Annotated in this window: 7 protein-coding genes; 4 read left to right on the forward strand and 3 right to left on the reverse strand. The window is 69.4% G+C overall.

The window, feature by feature from the left end; all coding sequences use genetic code 11:
* Positions 1-412: 412 nt before the first annotated feature.
* The 3 genes from VGB75_17120 (at position 413) to VGB75_17130 (ending at position 3,043) form a co-directional block, all read left to right on the forward strand.
* A complete protein-coding gene (locus VGB75_17120; protein HEY0168770.1) occupies positions 413-1,786 on the forward strand; it encodes an APC family permease in 1,374 nt (457 codons plus the stop codon).
* Positions 1,783-2,535: an organomercurial lyase gene (gene merB / locus VGB75_17125; protein ID HEY0168771.1), complete on the forward strand. Its 753-nt coding sequence runs from the start codon at positions 1,783-1,785 to the stop codon at positions 2,533-2,535. Before VGB75_17120 ends, merB begins: the two co-directional genes overlap by 4 nt.
* Before the next feature lie 76 nt (positions 2,536-2,611).
* On the forward strand, positions 2,612-3,043 hold the full coding sequence (locus VGB75_17130; GenBank protein ID HEY0168772.1) for a heavy metal-responsive transcriptional regulator: 432 nt from the start codon (positions 2,612-2,614) through the stop codon (positions 3,041-3,043).
* Between the two features lie 72 nt (positions 3,044-3,115).
* Here the strand turns inward: VGB75_17130 and VGB75_17135 are convergent, their stop codons facing one another.
* Genes VGB75_17135 through VGB75_17145 form a run of 3 tightly spaced genes read right to left on the reverse strand, consistent with a single transcriptional unit; the run spans position 3,116 to position 13,278 of the window.
* A complete protein-coding gene (locus VGB75_17135) occupies positions 3,116-3,895 on the reverse strand; it encodes an alpha/beta fold hydrolase (protein HEY0168773.1) in 780 nt (259 codons plus the stop codon).
* A 6-nt stretch (positions 3,896-3,901) separates the two neighbouring features.
* Positions 3,902-5,557 (reverse strand): AMP-binding protein, encoded by a 1,656-nt coding sequence (locus tag VGB75_17140; protein ID HEY0168774.1) that lies wholly within the window; start codon positions 5,555-5,557, stop codon positions 3,902-3,904.
* 14 nt (positions 5,558-5,571) lie between these two features.
* Complete coding sequence (locus tag VGB75_17145; protein ID HEY0168775.1) at positions 5,572-13,278, reverse strand: amino acid adenylation domain-containing protein; 7,707 nt, start codon at positions 13,276-13,278, stop codon at positions 5,572-5,574.
* A 369-nt stretch (positions 13,279-13,647) separates the two neighbouring features.
* Here VGB75_17145 and VGB75_17150 point away from each other — a divergent pair, with 369 nt between their 5' ends.
* Positions 13,648-16,209, forward strand: a complete 2,562-nt coding sequence (locus VGB75_17150) for a cation-translocating P-type ATPase (protein HEY0168776.1) — start codon at positions 13,648-13,650, stop codon at positions 16,207-16,209.
* The last annotated feature ends 49 nt before the right edge of the window (positions 16,210-16,258 follow it).

Consider the following 16,258-nt stretch of genomic DNA (forward strand, 5'->3'; position numbering starts at 1 on the left):
TGTTCTAGGCGCTCGCCGCATTCCTCCTGAGTGTCTGCGGCGTAGGACGTTGTGTAAACAAGGCCATTGGTCTACTTTAAGTCCCCTGTCAGGTGTCTGCCGTACCGCGAGGCGATTCTCCAGGCGATCTTGCCTTCGTCTTCCAGGTGTCCTGATCTAACACTCGAGCCTCCTGGCTCGTGATGCCCTCTGCACGCCGCCGGACCTCGCTCTCCCCCCGTGGTCCGGCGGCGATTCACCGCTGCCTTTCTCAGCAGTGCCGCCTCAGGCTTGCGACTCCCCCTCCTCGAATGGAGCAAACATGCGCGGAAACAATCCTGGAACCAAGCCGTCGTCAGACGCTGTCAGCGCCGGATCCGCCGACTCCGGGTTGTTTCCTGGACGAAGTCACCTTCCCATCACCTCGTCATGGATGACCGCCGTGCTGGTGGCCACCGGTGGCTCACTCATGGTCGTCGTCTCGCTCGGAGCGATGGCAGGCGAACTGGGTAACGTGTCCATCTGGGTGTGGGTGGCCACAGCTGCCATCGGCGGGCTTCAGTGCCTGCTGATCGCTGAGCTCGCCAGCCGCTTTCCCGATCGAGCCGGCGGCACGGCGCAATTCGCCTACCGCGCCCTCCCACAGGGCTCGCCGACGCTCGGTGCCCTGTCGGCGTGGTGCTACTGGTTCGCTTGGACTCCGGGAATCGCCGTCAACCTCATCTTGGCGGCCACCTTCCTCGAGGACCTGTTCTTGCCCGGCGTTCCCCCGGTGGCGCTGGCGTTGGCCATCGGCGCGGGGCTGTACTTCATCACCGCCATGGGATTGAAGCTGTCCACCGTGATCAACGCGACCCTGGCCCTCGTGGCCGTCGGCGTGGTCGCGTTGATCGTGCTCGGGCCGCTGTTCAAACCCCAGGTCTTCGACTTCTCCCAGGTACTGCCCAGCGTGCGGCCCGAAGGATCTGACGGCGGCCTCGGCAGCCAGCTGGCGCTGATCGCCAAATGGGCTTTCGTCGCCACCTGGTCCGCCTACGCCGCGGAGATGGCCTCGACCGTGTGCGCGGAGATCCGGCGGCCGGAACAGAAGATGAAGCGGGTGATGTCGGTGTCGGCGGTCATTTGCTTCATCTCCTTCTCGGCGATTCCGGTCGCGCTGTTCGGACTCGTCGGCGTCGAGGGCATCCAGGGCGATCCCTTCGATGTCTTCGCCAACGCAGGCGACCTGCTGCTGGGCTCGACCGGGAGGATCTTCGTCGAACTCGGCCTGGCCGCCGTCCTCATCCTCGGCGCGGAGACCTTCATCATCGGATCGTCTCGCACCGTCTACCAGATGGCCCAGGACGGACACCTGCCGACGTTCTTCGCCAAGATCAACAAGCGCGGCGCCCCGGTCGGGTCGATCGCCTGGGACGCGGTCGTCATCGGGATCATGCTGGTGGTGTTCGGAACGAGCGTCGTCGACGTCGTCGCCGCCGCGAACTTCGGTTACCTCATCGTCTTCGTGCTGATGCCGATCGCCTACCTCGTGCTGCGCCGTAGCCCGGCTGGCCGACCCGGCAGCTTCCGGTGGGGCAAGTTCAGTGTCGTGCTGGCGGTGCTGCTGTCCGCGGTCAACCTGGTCATCCTGGTCGTCGGCGGCATTCAGTGGGGATGGTCGGTGGTGAGCGTCGGCGTCACAGTCAGCCTGCTGATCCTGCCGATCTCGTGGGCCACCCGACGGCACCGGGCTCGCACGGCGGCGGCGTCGCCCGAACCCTCCGACGCCGTGCCGGTGCTGTCCTCGGCCACCGAGACCGCGCCATGACCGACTCGGCGATCGGATTCGGCTCAGTCCTGCCCGATGGCATTGACGCCGTCGCGCGCGGAGGAATCGCGGCCAGCCAGCGAAAGCTGCCGCCCGCGGTGCGCGAGGTCCACCGGCAGCTGCTACGCGACTTCCTGCGCACCGGCCGGGCGCCGGCGGTGGCCCGGCTGCGCAGCCTGGCACTGGCCAACGGGCTCGATCTGGAGCAGGTGATCGACGAGCTCGCCCACGCCGACCTCGTCCACCTCGACCCGGCGGGCGAGAAGATCCTCATCGCCTATCCGCTCTCGGCGGGGGCCTCCGCTCATCAGGTCGTGCTGGATGGCGGTCCGACTCTCACCGCCATGTGCGCAGTCGACGCGCTCGGCATCCCTGCCATGGCCCGCAGCGGCGCCCGTGTCCTGTCACGGGATCCGATGACCACAGAGCCGATCCAGATCACGGCCACAGAGGGGGAATGGGTCTGGGAGCCCGCCACCGCCGTCGTCCTGCTCGCCGCCGCGCAGTGCAGCGGGCCGATCGCCTACGCCTGCCAGCACACGGAGTTCCACGCCAGCCGGGAGCTGGCCGAACGCCACCTGGCCGCGCATCCCGAGCACATCGGCAGGGTGCTGAGCCAAGCCGAGGCCGTGGAGATGGCCGGCACGGAGTTCGGAGCTCTGCTGGCCGACATCGCCGAGACCGACATCGCCGAGACCGACACCGCCGAGACCAAGACCGCCGAGACCGATGACGCCCAGGCCGTCTGACCCTGACTGGCGACCTCCGGCACAGGCGGCGCCGAAGACTGCCGTCGCGGTGAGAGGGCACGTAGACTTCGACAGCATGGCAGCCAGGCAGCTTGACCAGAACAGCATGACGGTGGCGGTGTTGGCCAGAGCGGCGGGCTCCACCCCCGACACCGTCCGCTATTACGAGCGGCTCGGGCTGTTGCCGGAGCCACCTCGAAGCGGCACAGGATACCGCCGCTACGGGCCTGACGCGGTCGACCGGCTGAAATTCATCCAGGGCACTCAGCGGCTGGGGCTGCGACTGAGCGACATCGCAGAGCTGCTGAGCATCAGAGACACCGGCACCTGCCCCTGTGGCGACGCGGTGACGGTGCTCCACAAACGGATGGACGAAGTCCGCTCCGACATCCAGCGGCTGACCTCGCTGTTGCAGGATTTGCAGCACATGGTGGATCAGCTGCCCAGCCAGGACTGCCCGAATCCAGAGCCCGGCGTCTGGAAGCCGCCGCTGGCCGAACCGGCCTGACTCCCCCGGCCGGCGCCTCGCCGTGATCGGCGCGCGGCAGTCCCCACCGCGACGGCGCCAGCGAGGTAGCCCTCAGCGTGCCAGCAACTTCTCCAACGCCTCCGGAAAGCCGGAGTCGCTGTCGAGGTTGAAGAAGTGCTCACCGGGCAGCACGGTGTGCTCGAACTCCCCCGTGGTGTGGGCCTGCCATCCGAGCATGACGCTGGGCGCGAGCTCGGCGTCCAGCCGGCCCGCGTAGGCGCTGATCGGGCAGCTGAGCAACGGCATGGCCCGAAAGGCGTACTCGTCGGTGATTTGAAAGTCCGCGCGCAGCGCGGGCAGCAGCATCTGGCGCATCGTGGGCTCGGCCGCGACTTCCGGCGGCAGCCCACCCATGTCGGTGACAAGGCGCCAGAGCTGTTCGTCGGTCATCAGGTGCCTGTCATGGCCGGTCGGGCAATCCTGGGGAGCCTCCATGCCCGAGACGATCAGCCGCCGGGGATGCATGCCGTAGGCCAGTGAGAAAAGCCTGGCGGTCTCGAACGCGATCAGCGCGCCCATGCTGTGCCCGTACAGGATGAAGTCGCCACTCAACCGCGGGCGCAGCACGGGGGCCAGCGCCCGGATGACCGGTCGGAAATCGGTGAACAGCGGCTCGGTGAGCCGGCTCTCCCGGCCCGGAAGGCGGACGATGAGCCCCTGGGCGACGTCGCGCACCGACAGGGCCAGCTTCCAGTAGGCGGCCGCGCCTGCTCCCGCGTGCGGAAAGATGACCAGGGTCGGCAGCGACGCCGGCGCCTCGACTTCGAGCAACCACTGGCTGCCCGCCGGCCCCTGGCCCGCGGCCGGCTCGCCGCCTTGCCTTGCCTGCATCTGCCCTTACCCCTGTCCTTGCGCGCTCGCCCGCACCGTCAGAGCCTTGTCCTGGTACTGCTCCCGGCACAGGTGCCGCTGCTTCTTGCCCGAGCTGGTCTTGGGCAGTGTCCCCGGCGCCACCAACACCACGTCGTGCGGGGTGTAGGACAACTCGGCGGCCAGGGTGTCAGACACGGCGCGGACCAGGTCTTGAGCCCCGCTCTCGCGCAGGTTGGTCTCTGCGACCACCACCATCTCCTCGCTGTCGGGGAGGGAGAAAGCCATCACGTTACCCAGGCGCACGCCAGGGATCCGCTCGGCGGTGAACTCGAAGTCCTCCGGATAGAGGTTGCGCCCGGCCACGATGATCATGTCCTTCTGCCTGCCGCACACGAAGAACCGCCCGTCGAGGCAGAACCCCAGGTCTCCGGTGATCAACCGATCCTGGTCATCGAGGATCTCGGTGGGATGCGGGCTGCCGTCGGGGGTCCAATACTGGCGCACCACGCCCGGGCCCCGCACCCGCACCGAGCCGACCTGCCCGTCGGGCAGCGGGTTGCCGTCGTCGTCGGTGATGCTCACACTCGTGTCCGCCAGCGGCGCTCCGCAGTCGACGAAGGTCCGGCCCGGCCCGCCGTCCTCGACATGCTGGGCCAGGCCGTCCTCCAGAGCGAGCCGATCGACGGTCACCGTGTGGTAGCGCTCGTGGGGCAGGCCCACGGTGACCGCCAGGGTGGCCTCGGCCAGACCGTAGCCAGGCGCCATCGTGGTGGCGGGCAGGCCGTGCTCTGCCGCTGTCGCGATGAACTGGTCGAGCGCCATCGGGTCGATGGGCTCCGCCCCGTTCCAGGCGACCCGCAGCGAGGACAGGTCATAGCGGGCGCGCCCCAGGGAGAGGTAGTAACCGGCCAGCCCGAACGCGAAGTTCGGCGCTCCCGTGGCGGCGGCGCGGTAGGTGGAGATGGTCTCCAGCCATGCGCCGGGCCGCGCTCCGAAGGTCTGGGTGTCCATCACGTAGGCGGTGTAGCCGTGCACGATGGCGCCGGTCAGCATGATCATGCCCATGTCGTGATAGAGCGGCAGCCAGGTCACGAAGCCGTCGCCGGGGACCAGCTCACCCGAGGTGAACAGGGAATGGGAATTGGTCACCAACTGAGCGTGGGTCACTGCGACAGCCCGGGGAAGGGCTGTGGTGCCCGAGGTGAACTGCAGCAGGGCGATGTCGTGCGGGTCGGGCGCCGCCAGCGGGGCGCCGGCAGAGCCATGTCCCAGCGACTGGAAGTCAACCACCGGAACCGCCAGGTCCCCCAGCGTCGCCGCTGTCGCCAGGTCGGTCACCACCAGGCTGGCATGGGCCGCGCTCACCCTGCGGGCGAGCGTGGCTTCCAGGTCGCCCGGGTTGGCACGGCGAGAGACGGGCAGCACCGTCACCGTGGCCCCGGCCCGCCAGATGCCGAAAAGCGTCGCGATCGTGTCAGGGCTGGTGCGGCCGAGCAAGCACACCCGGGTGCCCGGACCGATGCCGAACCGGCGGCGCAGCGCGCCGGCCACCGTGTCGGCTCGCTCGCGCAGCTCACCGAGCGTGCTGTGGGTCGGCCGCAACTCGTCATCGAGGAACACCAGGGGTCTATCACCAGGTTGAGCCGCGAGACGTTCGACGATGGAGAGTCCGATGGTCATGGTGATCGCCTTTGCTATCGGTGTCCCAGCCAGTGCCGCAACGTCTCGGCCTCCGGCGGAACGGCCAGACTGCCCTGCTCACCCAGCAACCCGGTGGTGATCTCGGTTCCTATCTCCTCCAGCAGGCCTGCCGCCCCGGGTGTGCACGCCACCAGCAGCCGTCCGTCGACGATGCCGGCGAGGATCTCCAGCTGCTCGTCCTCGGGCTCGCCGGTCGGCGCCAGACCCGGATGATCGGGGCTCAGGGACAACCCGAGGGGCGCCCAGAGGCCGTCGGCGCGCCCCAGGTAGTTCACGCGCACCGGCCCCGGGGTGGTCTGCGCCTGCGCGGCGGCGAACTGAACGAGCAACTCGTGATGGCGCCCGCCGGCCGGCGTGCGCGCACGCGCTCCGGCCACGGCCTTCGCCGCGTCGCGCAGGCTCAGGTCCCACGAGGCCGGCACGTCCAGCGGCCACCGGGTGGACAGCCTGCCGATGACCCGGGCGGGGTTCAACGAGGTGGCCTCGACGTCGCGGCCGTGAGCGTCCACGTCCACCCGCACGGTGTCCTGCCCGCCGCGGCGCCCGAGTGCCCTGGCCACCGCGCACAGCAGGATGTCACCCACCGACTCGGTCTCGAGCACCGCCGCGGTGGCGCGCTGGTCAAGGGCGATCATGGCGGTGCCGGGGGCCTGGACCTCGACTGAGACCGCCTGGACCGGCCGCTCGGCAAGCTCACGCCAGTAGGACTGCTCACGCTGGATGCCGGGGTCAGCGGCCAGCGACCGCTGGCTCTGTGCCCAGGCCAGCACAGAGTCGGCAGGCGCGAGCGCGGCCTCGCCGTTCGCCACGACCTGGCCATAGGCAGTGAGCAGGTCTTCGCACAGGACCCGGCAGGAGTAGTTGTCGACGATCAACTGGTTGACGACGATCAGCAACTGCTGCCGGCCGGCCCACTGGAAGTAGGCCAGGGAAAGCAGCGGCGCGACCTCGAGTTCGATGCCCGTCTGCAGCTCCAGGCAGGTCTGCTTGACCGTCTCGGCGCCCGCAGTCCCCGCCGCGGCGGTGAGGTCCACCCAGGTCAGCGGGGTGTCCAGGTCGGTCATCGCGCTGGCAGCGGCGCTCCAACCGGACTCGCCGTGCCGGAAAGACAGCCGAAGCCCGTCGTGGTGCCGCAGGACCGCACGCAGCGCCACCTTGAGCGCCGTCTGCTCCAAGGGCTCGGCGACGTCGAACAGCAGGACGTAGTTGTGCCTGGCGGGATGGCGCCACTTCTGCAGAAGAGCCAGTTGCCGGGGCATGAGCCCGACTCCGCCAGCGACTTCGCCGTCGGCAGCGGCGAGCGCAGCGTCGCCGACGGCCGCGTCCTGGACGCCGGCCCCTTCGGCCCGCGCGATCGCGGCGAGCGCGGCGACGCTCTGATTGGCGAAGAACTCCCTGGGCGAGATCGTCAATCCCACGGCCGCAGCCCTGGCGATGACCTGCAACGCCAGCAGCGAGTCACCGCCGAGCTCAGTGAAGTCAGTGGTCGGATCGATGTGCTCCACGCCCAACACCTGCGACCAGATGCCGGCCAGGACCCTCTCGGCCTCGCTGTTCTGACTCGCGGTCCTGGGCAGGGCGGGGGTGGCGGCCAACGCCGGCCGGCTCGTCCGGCTGGCCGGCGCATGAGGACCTGCCGGATCCAGATCCGGCGCCTCCCAGGCGGAGGTGTCAGCCAATCGCCGCACCAGGGTCACGTACTCGGTGAACATGTCATCGATGTCCTGCTCGGCGTACAACTCCTGCACCGAGTCCCAGTTCAGCACCAACTCACCGGCGTACTCGAACACCTGGTGATCCAGGTGCACCTGCGGGGTGTGCACGATCCCGGCCGCCATCTCACCGAGCCCGGACACTGCCTGACCGAAATCAGCGCCGGCCGAGTCGAGAGCGCTGGTGAAGACCACCGGCATGTTCGCCCGTTCCTGGCCATGCAACCGCGCTATCTCGCGCATCACCCGGATGCCGGTGAACTCGCTGTGATCGAGGTCTTGGGCCAGCCGGCTCTGCAGCGCCCTCGCACGCTCGCTGAACCCCCGCCCCGAGGACTGCTCCACTTCCAACAGGGTGACGGTCGTGAAGTCGCCGAGCACCTCGGCCACCTGAGGATGGACGTCCAGCCTGTTGTTGATCGTCACATTGAGGGTGAACGGCGCCCGACCCGACCAGGCGGCGAGCACTGAGGCGTAGGCCGTCGCGAGCGCGGCCGAGGCGGTGACCCCGTGCTGCGCCGCGGCCTGCTTGAACTGACGCCACGTCGACTCGCTGAGGCGGTGGGTGCGCCTGACGAAGTGCGGGTCGAGGATGTCTGCCGGGTCCTGCGCCAACCGCAGCTGCGGCGCGGCAGGCAGTTGGGCCGCTCGCGCGGTCCAGTAGTCCCGAGCCCGCTCGAAGCGCGGGCCCTGCTCGATGCCCGCCATCGCCAGGTGGTAGTCGCGGAAGGTCAACTCCAGCTCGGGCCAGGTCCGCTCCGGGTCGGCGTAGCGGGCGCTCAGCTCGGTGAAGAACGCCGCGACGGTGCCGCCGTCGGCGATCAACAGGTCGAGCGTGACGTGGATCCGGCTGCCCTGCTGGAGCTGGCTCACCCTGACGTCGAACAGCGGGAAGCTGCCCGGATCGAAGATGTGGGCACTGGTCTGGCGACGCACCCGTTCCAGCTCGGCCTCGGCCTCTTCCTGATCGAGGCGCCGCAGGTCGTTGACCGCGAGGTCATAGGGCGCGACTTCGGGCAGCACGTGCCATTGCCCGTCCAACCCGATGACGGCACGCAGCATGTCGTGGCGCTCGACCATCGCGCGCACCGCGGCGCCCAGCCGCTGCGCGTCGAGGTGCTCGACACTCAACTCGACGTAGAAGGACGCCGCGACGTTGCCGAGGTCGAAGAAGCCGTTGCGCCCCAGCAGGTAGGCCTGCTGGAGGTCAGTGAGCGGGAACGGCTCCCAGCGCTGATCCGGCGCGGGCTCGATCCTCGGCAGCTCGACAGAGCCGGCCGCGCCGTCGGATGGCTGCCGGCCTCGAGCGAACTCGGCCAGCTCGGCGATGCTGGGGTGGGCGAACACCTCCTCGACCGTCACGGTGATGCCGGACTCGGCGGCTGCTCTGACCAGGCGCACCGCGAGCAGTGAGTCCCCGCCGGTGAGGAAGAAATTGTCGTGCACCGACACCGCGGCCACGCCCAGGGTCTGCTGCCATGCCGCCGCGAGCGCCTTCTCGGTGGCATCACGCGGACCGGCGTCGGCCACCCGCGCCGGCGACTGACCGCGGCCGGCCGCGATCCCGCGCAGCCGGGCGATGTCTACCTTGCCGTTGGCGGTGAGCGGCATGCTGGCCACCACGACGATCTCGCTAGGCACCATGTAGGCGGGCAGGATCTCACTGGCGTGCCGCTTGACCTCCTGCGGCAGGGTCACCGTTCGGCGGCCCGCCAGCGGGTTGTTGGTGAGCTGTGCCGGGTCGGCGGCCGGCGCCAGGCCGGCCGCGTAGGTCCGCGCCGCCGCGGCGCCGTCGAATGCCGACCTGGTGAACACCGCGTCGAACACCCCCACTCGGGCGTCCGGGCGGTAGAAGACCTCGCACTCGTAGCCGTGCTCCCGCGCCACCTCGATCAGCTCCAGCGGGGACGCGCCCGCCGCCGTGCAGCGCTCGCGCAGCACCAGCTCGCTGTACTCGGGCAAGGACATGGCCAGCGCGGTCGGCTCGCTGAGCAGCTCGGCCCAGGCCTCGTCGGAGGCCAGCCGCTGGTTGGGCACGTCGCGCACCCGCACGGACCGGACGCCGGCGCCGAGCATTCCGGTGAGCTCGGCCAACGTGGCGTCGCGGTCAGACCAGTCCACGCTCGCCGAGAACGTGATGGGCTCGGCGCTGTCGGAGAACAGCAGCACGTCGTAGCGGTAGTCGGCCATCTCGGTGCAGTCGCGCCCGGGACGCGGCAGGACGGCGGCCGGGACGCCGAAACCGCTCCAGAAGAGAAGGGGGTCGACGACGAGCTCGTTCTCGGTCAGAGCGCGCTCCTGGATCCGCCAGGTGACGTCGCGGATGTCGGTCTCTGCCGTGGAGCGCGCTCGCTCCACCGCCGCGTGGAAGGCCGGTAGCGCGCGAAGGTCGCGGACGTCTCCCAGGTAAAGGACCCCGCCGGGCCGCAGGGCCGCCAGCGCGCCCCGCACGGTGTCTGAGAGGTACTGCGCCGAGGGGAAGTACTGCAGCACCGAGTTGAGAACGACGCAGTCGAAGTGGCCGGTGGGCAGGTCGCTGAAGTCGCGTGCTTCGCGAGCCAGCAGCGTGACCTTCCCGGGAGCTCCGGCCTGCTCGATGCGAGCGCTGAGATAGTCCAGGGTTCTCCCCGACAGGTCGGTGCCGACGTACTCCACGCACTCGGAGATCAGGCCGGTGGTGATCAGCCCGGCGCCGCACCCGATCTCCAGGACGCGGCGGGGCTGGTGCGCCAACACCCTGCCGATGGTCACCTCGGCCCAGGAGCGCATGTCCTGCTCCGCGATCGGCAGGCCCGTGAAGGTGTCTGTCCATCCGGCAGTCTGGGCGGCCGAGCCTGCCCGAAGCGAGTCGAAGACCTCGTGCCACTCGGCCACCTGGGCCCGGGTCGTGGACTCCTGCTCCTCGTCCTGGCCGGGATGGGCCGTGACGAAGGAAAGCAGCCGGTTGCCGTCGGCCAGGGCCACCGCGCGATCGACGCCGGGGTGGCTGGCGAGCGCGTGCTCGATCTCACCGAGCTCAATCCGGTAGCCGTTCACCTTGACCTGGCCGTCGTCCCGGCCGAGAAACTCGATCGTGCCGTCGGGGTGGTACCGCCCCAGGTCTCCGGTGGAGTACCGCCGATGGCCGGTGGCCGGGTCGATGCTGAAGCGCTGGCTGGTCCTCTTCGAGTCACGCCAGTACCCGCAGGCCACGCCGATGCCGCCGATGAACAGCTGCCCCGGCACCCAGTCCGGGCGCGGGCGTCCGCACTCATCGAGGATGTGCAGGCTCTGATTGGTCAAAGGGGTGCCGTACGGCACGGACTTCCAGGCCGGGTCATGCTCGCCGATCGGGTGATAGACCGACCAGATCGAGGCCTCGGTCGCGCCGCCCAGGCTGATGACCTGGATCGGGTCGGACTTCTGCGCGGTGATCCGGTCGGCGAGCGTCACCTCGATCCAGTCGCCCGACATCATCACCAGACGCAGCGAGGACAGCCCGCCCAGGGACGGCTGGGCCTCGCAGTAGGTGACATACATCTGCATGAGAGCCGGGACGGTGTTCCAGACGGTGACGTGGTGCGCCTTGACCAGTCGGGCCCAGCGTTCGGGGTCGCGTCCGGCGTCGGCCTCGGGCAGCACGAGGGCTCCCCCGGCTGCCAGGATTCCGAAGATGTCCCACACCGACAGGTCAAAGCTCAGCGAGGACAGCCCCAGCACCCGGTCATCGGAGTCGATGCCGAATCGGGTGTTGATGTCGAGGCAGGTGTTGGCGGCTCCCCGGTGGTCGATCATCACGCCCTTGGGCTCGCCGGTCGAGCCGGAAGTGAAGATCACATAGGCCAGGTCGTCGCTGGACTGCGGGTCCGCCAGCGGCGCGTCGTCCTCATCGGACCAGAGACCGGGGTCATCGACTGCGAAGACGCTGACATCGCCGGGCCAGTCGAGCCGGTCGAGCACGGCCTTCTGCGAGAGGACGAGGTTGACCTCGCCCAGCTCGAGCAACCGGCGGATCCGGTCGGCCGGCAGTGAGGCGTCGATGGGCAGGTAGGCCGCGCCTGAGTACAGGACGCCGAGCACGGCGCCGACCTGCTCCCAGCCCTTGTCCATCACCACCGCGACCAGGCGGTTGACCTCAGCGCCCGAGCCGCGCAACCCACGGCCGATCCGGCATGCCAGCCGGTCCAGGTCGGCGTAGCTGAGCACCCGGTCGCCAGTGATCACGGCCGGGTCTGCTCGCCGCTCGGCGAGCGCCGAGCCCAGCCGGTGAAGAAGCTCGCCCGGGATCGGGCCACTGGTCAGGTTGACCCGATCCCGGACCGCCAGTTGGCTTTGAGGCAGGGGCACCGTGTCCGACAGCTCCCATGCCTGGTCATCGTGAGCCAGCCGCGTGATCAGGTCGCGGTAGGCAGCGAACATCTCGTCGAGGACACCGGGCGCGAAAGCCTCGTCGACGGTGTCCCACGTGAGGTTCAGAGCGCCCCGGTACTCCAGGACCAGGCTCTCGAGACTGAGCTGCGGGGCCTGCGCGGAGGTGTAGCCGATGTCGGTCAGCCACTCCGGGTCGAAGTCGTCGCTGAATCCGGCCCCGACGAAGGTCGAGAACACCACGGGCGCGACCGCGGCGGCCGGCCCGGATCTGCGGGCCAGCTCGCGCATCACCCGGACGGCGCTGTACGCGCGATGGTCGAGGTCCTGCCAGAGCTGGGCCTGCAGGTTTTTGGCCCGCTGGGTGAACGGCTGGCGACCGTCGTGGCTGACCTGCAGCAGGGTCAGGCTCGTGAAGTCCCCGACCACGTCGCGGACCTGCTCGCAGACGGGTTGGCGGTTGTTCACGGTGAGATTGACGGTGAACTCCGCCGACCGGGACCAGCGGGCAAGCACGTCGGCGTAGGCGGCTGCCAGCGCGGTGGACGGCGTCAGCCCACGCTGGGCAGCCCGGTCCTTGAACGCCTGCCACGCCGCTGCGGGAACCCTGTGGTTGCGGCGGTGGAATCGCGGGGACTCGATGGCCGACAGGGGCTTGGCCTGCGGCAGCTCAGGCGCCGGCGGCAGAGCCTGGAGCCTGTTCATCCAGTACGCCTTCGCGCGCTCGTAGTCCGGGCCGTTCTCGGCTTGGCCTACCGCGCTCAGGTAGTCGCGGAAGGTGAGTTCCAGCTCGGGCCACTGCCGGTCCGGCTCGGCGTAGCGGCCGGCGAGCTCCTCCAGCAGCCGGGCGAAGGAGGCCCCGTCGCAGATGAGCAGATCGAAGCTGATGTGCAGCAGGCCTTCAGATCCTCCGAGCGCGCTTGCCCGCACGTCGAACAGCGGCCAGCTGCCCACGTCTCGCCGAGTGCTCGTCAGCTCGTCGCGCAGCGCCTGGACCGAGGCCTGCTGATCCGCCGGTGACAGCGGCGACAGGTCGTTGCTGAGGATCGAGTAGTCCGGTACCTCGCGCAGCACCTGCTGCCTGCCGTCTGCCAGCACCACCGCGCGCAGCATGTCGTGCTGGGCGATCGCGGCGCGCAGCGCCCGCTCGAACCTGTCGACATCGAGGTTCACGGTCGCCAGTTCGACGTAGAAGCTGGCGTCGACATCGCCGAGTTCATGCGCGTGCTCGCGGCCGAAGAAGTACGCCTGCTGGACATCGGTCAAGTCAAAGGGCTCGAAGCGGGCCTCCGGGTCAGCCGTGACCTCCGGCAACGCCAGGCCGACAGAGCCCGCCGGGCTCTCAAGCAGCAGGCGCGTCACCGTCGCGACGCTGACGCCGGCGGCCAGATCCGCCAGTGACAGGGTGACCCCCAGAGCCGCGTCCAGCACAGCTTGCAGGTGCGCGGCCTGCAGGGACTCGATCAGCAGCGGCTCATGCCGCGGGATGGCCGAGGACGGCTGGTCGGTGATCGCCGCGAGCAGATCGACCAGGCCGTCACTGATCAGGCCCGATCGCTCGTCTGGAGCGACGCCGGCCGAAACCCGCAGCGCCAGCGCGTCGACAGCGTCGTACACCGCGCGTCTGGACCGCTCATCCATTCAAGTGCCTTTCCAAGGTCTGGACATCTGTGTTCACGCGAAAGCCGGCGTTGAATTCAGGGCGCCGTCGGGCGCGCCAACCTGATCGACTGCATCGGCGCCGACATGTGCGCCGACGCCCAAGCCCCTCACAGCCGGGGAGGCACTTCCCCCACTCAGCTCATGCTGTCGGCGCAGCGTGAGGAACTCCTCTCGTGAAGCTGCAGCGTGGCGGTTGAACCAGGCTTTAAGTCAACTCGGAAGGGCAATTGAGGTGTCATCGGTCCCGCATTGGCTGGTTTAATACAGTTCGAGCTTGACCTTGGTGTCGACTCCAAGGCTTAGCGTTGAGTCGCTTAGCTGCACTCTCATCTACAAAGGCGGGCCCAGATGACCAAATTCGTGGCGACGAGCGCTGGCACAGTCGGCGCCGATTCCGACGCCGAGGTGCGCCGTTACCGGGTCGTCTCTGGTTGTGTCGAGTGCGCCAGCGATCTGACCGCGCTGCGCCGGGTGCCCGGGGTGCGCGAGGTGCGGATGCTGTCGGCGACCGGAACCCTGGCGATCGAGACCGTGAGCTCGCTGGACGACGCGGTGCTGCTGCGGACCGCGAGCGCGTCCGGGTTCGTGCTGGAGCCGGCGCAGGCCGTGCAGGCGCCGACGGCGACCGACCAGCCGCAGAAGAAGCAGACCCGCTGGTGGCTGCGCACCGAGATGATCTTTCTCGCGATCGCCGCGGCCTTGCTGGTGATCGTCGAGATCGCCGGGTGCTACGACGAGACCAAGCCACTGGCGACCGCTCTGGCCTACGCCTCCGTCGCGATCGGCATCTACTACCCGGCGCGCACCGCCTTGATGATGCTGCGCAACAAACGAGTCTCCATCAACCTGCTGCTGGTGGCCGCCGTCGCCGGAGCGATACCGCTCGGCAAGGTGACCGAGGCGGCGTGCGTAGTCGTGATCTTCTCACTCGGCGTGGTCCTGGAAAGCTTTGTGGCAGACCGGGCACGCAAGTCGATCCAGAAGCTGATGGATCTCAGCCCGACCCTCGCCGAGCGGTTCACCCCCGACGGCGTGACCGAGCTCGTGCCGGTCGCCGAGCTCGCGGTGGGCGAGCTGGTGCTGGTTCGCCCCGGCACCCGGCTGCCCACCGACGGGACCGTCGTCCAGGGAGTCTCATGGATTGACGCCGCTGCCATCACGGGCGAGTCGATGCCGGTGGAGGTCGAGCCGGGCTCGGTGGTCTTCGGTGGCACCCTCAACGGTCATGCGGCGCTGCGCGTCGAGGTCGCCAAGCCGTTCGAGGACACCGTGCTTGCCCGGGTGATCAGAGAAGTCGAAGAAGCCCAGCAGAACCGAGGCGTCGCCCAGCGCTTCGCCGACCGTTTCGCCTCTGTCTACACGCCGTTCATGCTCGTTCTCGCAGTGATCATGGTGGCGTTCGGGCCGATGCTGTTCGACATCAGCTTCGCCGACGCGCTGTACCGCGCGCTGGTCGTGCTGATCGTCTCCTGCTCGTGCTCGCTGGTGCTGTCGGTCCCGGTCAGCGTGGTCTCGGCCGTGGCACGAGCCGCCCGTGACGGAGTGCTCATCAAGGGTGGCGCCTACTTGGAGGAACTGGCCAAGCTGCAGGTCGTCGCCTTCGACAAGACCGGAACGCTCACCCTCGGTCGCCCCGTCCTGATTCAGAGCCACCCGCTCAATGGCCGCGATGAGCATGAGCTGCTGCGCCTGGCAGCCGCTGTCGAGGCCGGCGCGACCCATCCCATCGCTGAGGCGATCGTCCAGGCGGCTCGCGAGCGCGGCATCTCGATCCGCCCGGCGGATGACGTCCTGGTGATCCCGGGTGTCGGCGCGCAGGCCACGGTGGACGGTGTGTTGGTCGCCGTCGGCCGGGTCGGCGACCTCAGCGGTGACCAGACGGCTCGCGACGCGCTGGCCGCCATCGAAGACGCCGGCGCGACGCCGGTCGCCATCAGCTGCGGGGGCCTGCTCGTGGGGATGTTCGGCGTCGCCGACGAGCTGCGCCCCGACGCCGTGCTCGCGATCGAGGGACTGCGGTCACTGGGCATCACTCACACCATGATGCTCACCGGCGACCGGGAGCGAGTCGCCCATGCGATCGCCCGGCAGGTGGGCATCGAGAGCGTGCGCGCAGAACTCATGCCTGAGGACAAGAGCGCGGCGATCACCGCGATCAAGCAGCAGCTGGGGACGACTGCGATGGTCGGCGACGGTGTCAACGACGCCCCCGCCCTGGCGACCGCCGACGTCGCGATCGTCATGGGCGCCGCGGGCGCCGACGTCGCGCTGGAGACGGCCGACGTGGCGCTGATGGCCGACGACCTCACCAAGCTGCCCTACGCGGTCGCGCTCGCCCGCAGGTCACGACGGATCATCGCCCAGAACGTGGTGCTCTCGCTCACGGTCATCCTGCTGCTGGTCATCGCCGCGGTCACCGGCATGTTCTCGCTAACCCAGGGTGTGCTCATCAACGAGGTGTGGGCGCTGGTGATCATCGCCAATGGCCTGCGGTTGCTGCGGGCGCACTCATCCCTGCAGGTCATCGCGCCGGTCGCCGCACCCGTCAGCCAACCGCAGTCGGCGCCGGCTGCCGCGGGCTGCGGCGATGACTGTGGCTGCGGCTCGGCAGCCGCTCCGGCCGGATTCGCCAGCGTCTCCGCCAGCCCCGTCACGACCCCGTCAGCCGAGGACGGCTGCGGCTGCGGCTCGGCGGCGTGCGCTCCTGCAGCGGCGCCCGCGCCGGCGGCGGCGGGCTGCGGCGACGACTGCGGCTGCGGCTCCTCAGCCGCTCCGGCCACATCGGCGCAGCTGAGGATCCAGCCGATCGCGCTGGTGAGCCGGGCGCCGTCGTGCGACGTGCAAGGTGGGTGCGGCTGCGCGCCCGCGGCCGCCCCGCAGCAGCAGCCCGAGCGGGCTCACAACGCCTGACTCCAGGGCCTGCACACCATGTCGGCCCGCCCACGCTGTGCCGCACGGC

The organism is Jatrophihabitans sp., from assembly GCA_036399055.1.
Classification (GTDB): Bacteria; Actinomycetota; Actinomycetes; order Mycobacteriales; family Jatrophihabitantaceae; genus Jatrophihabitans_A.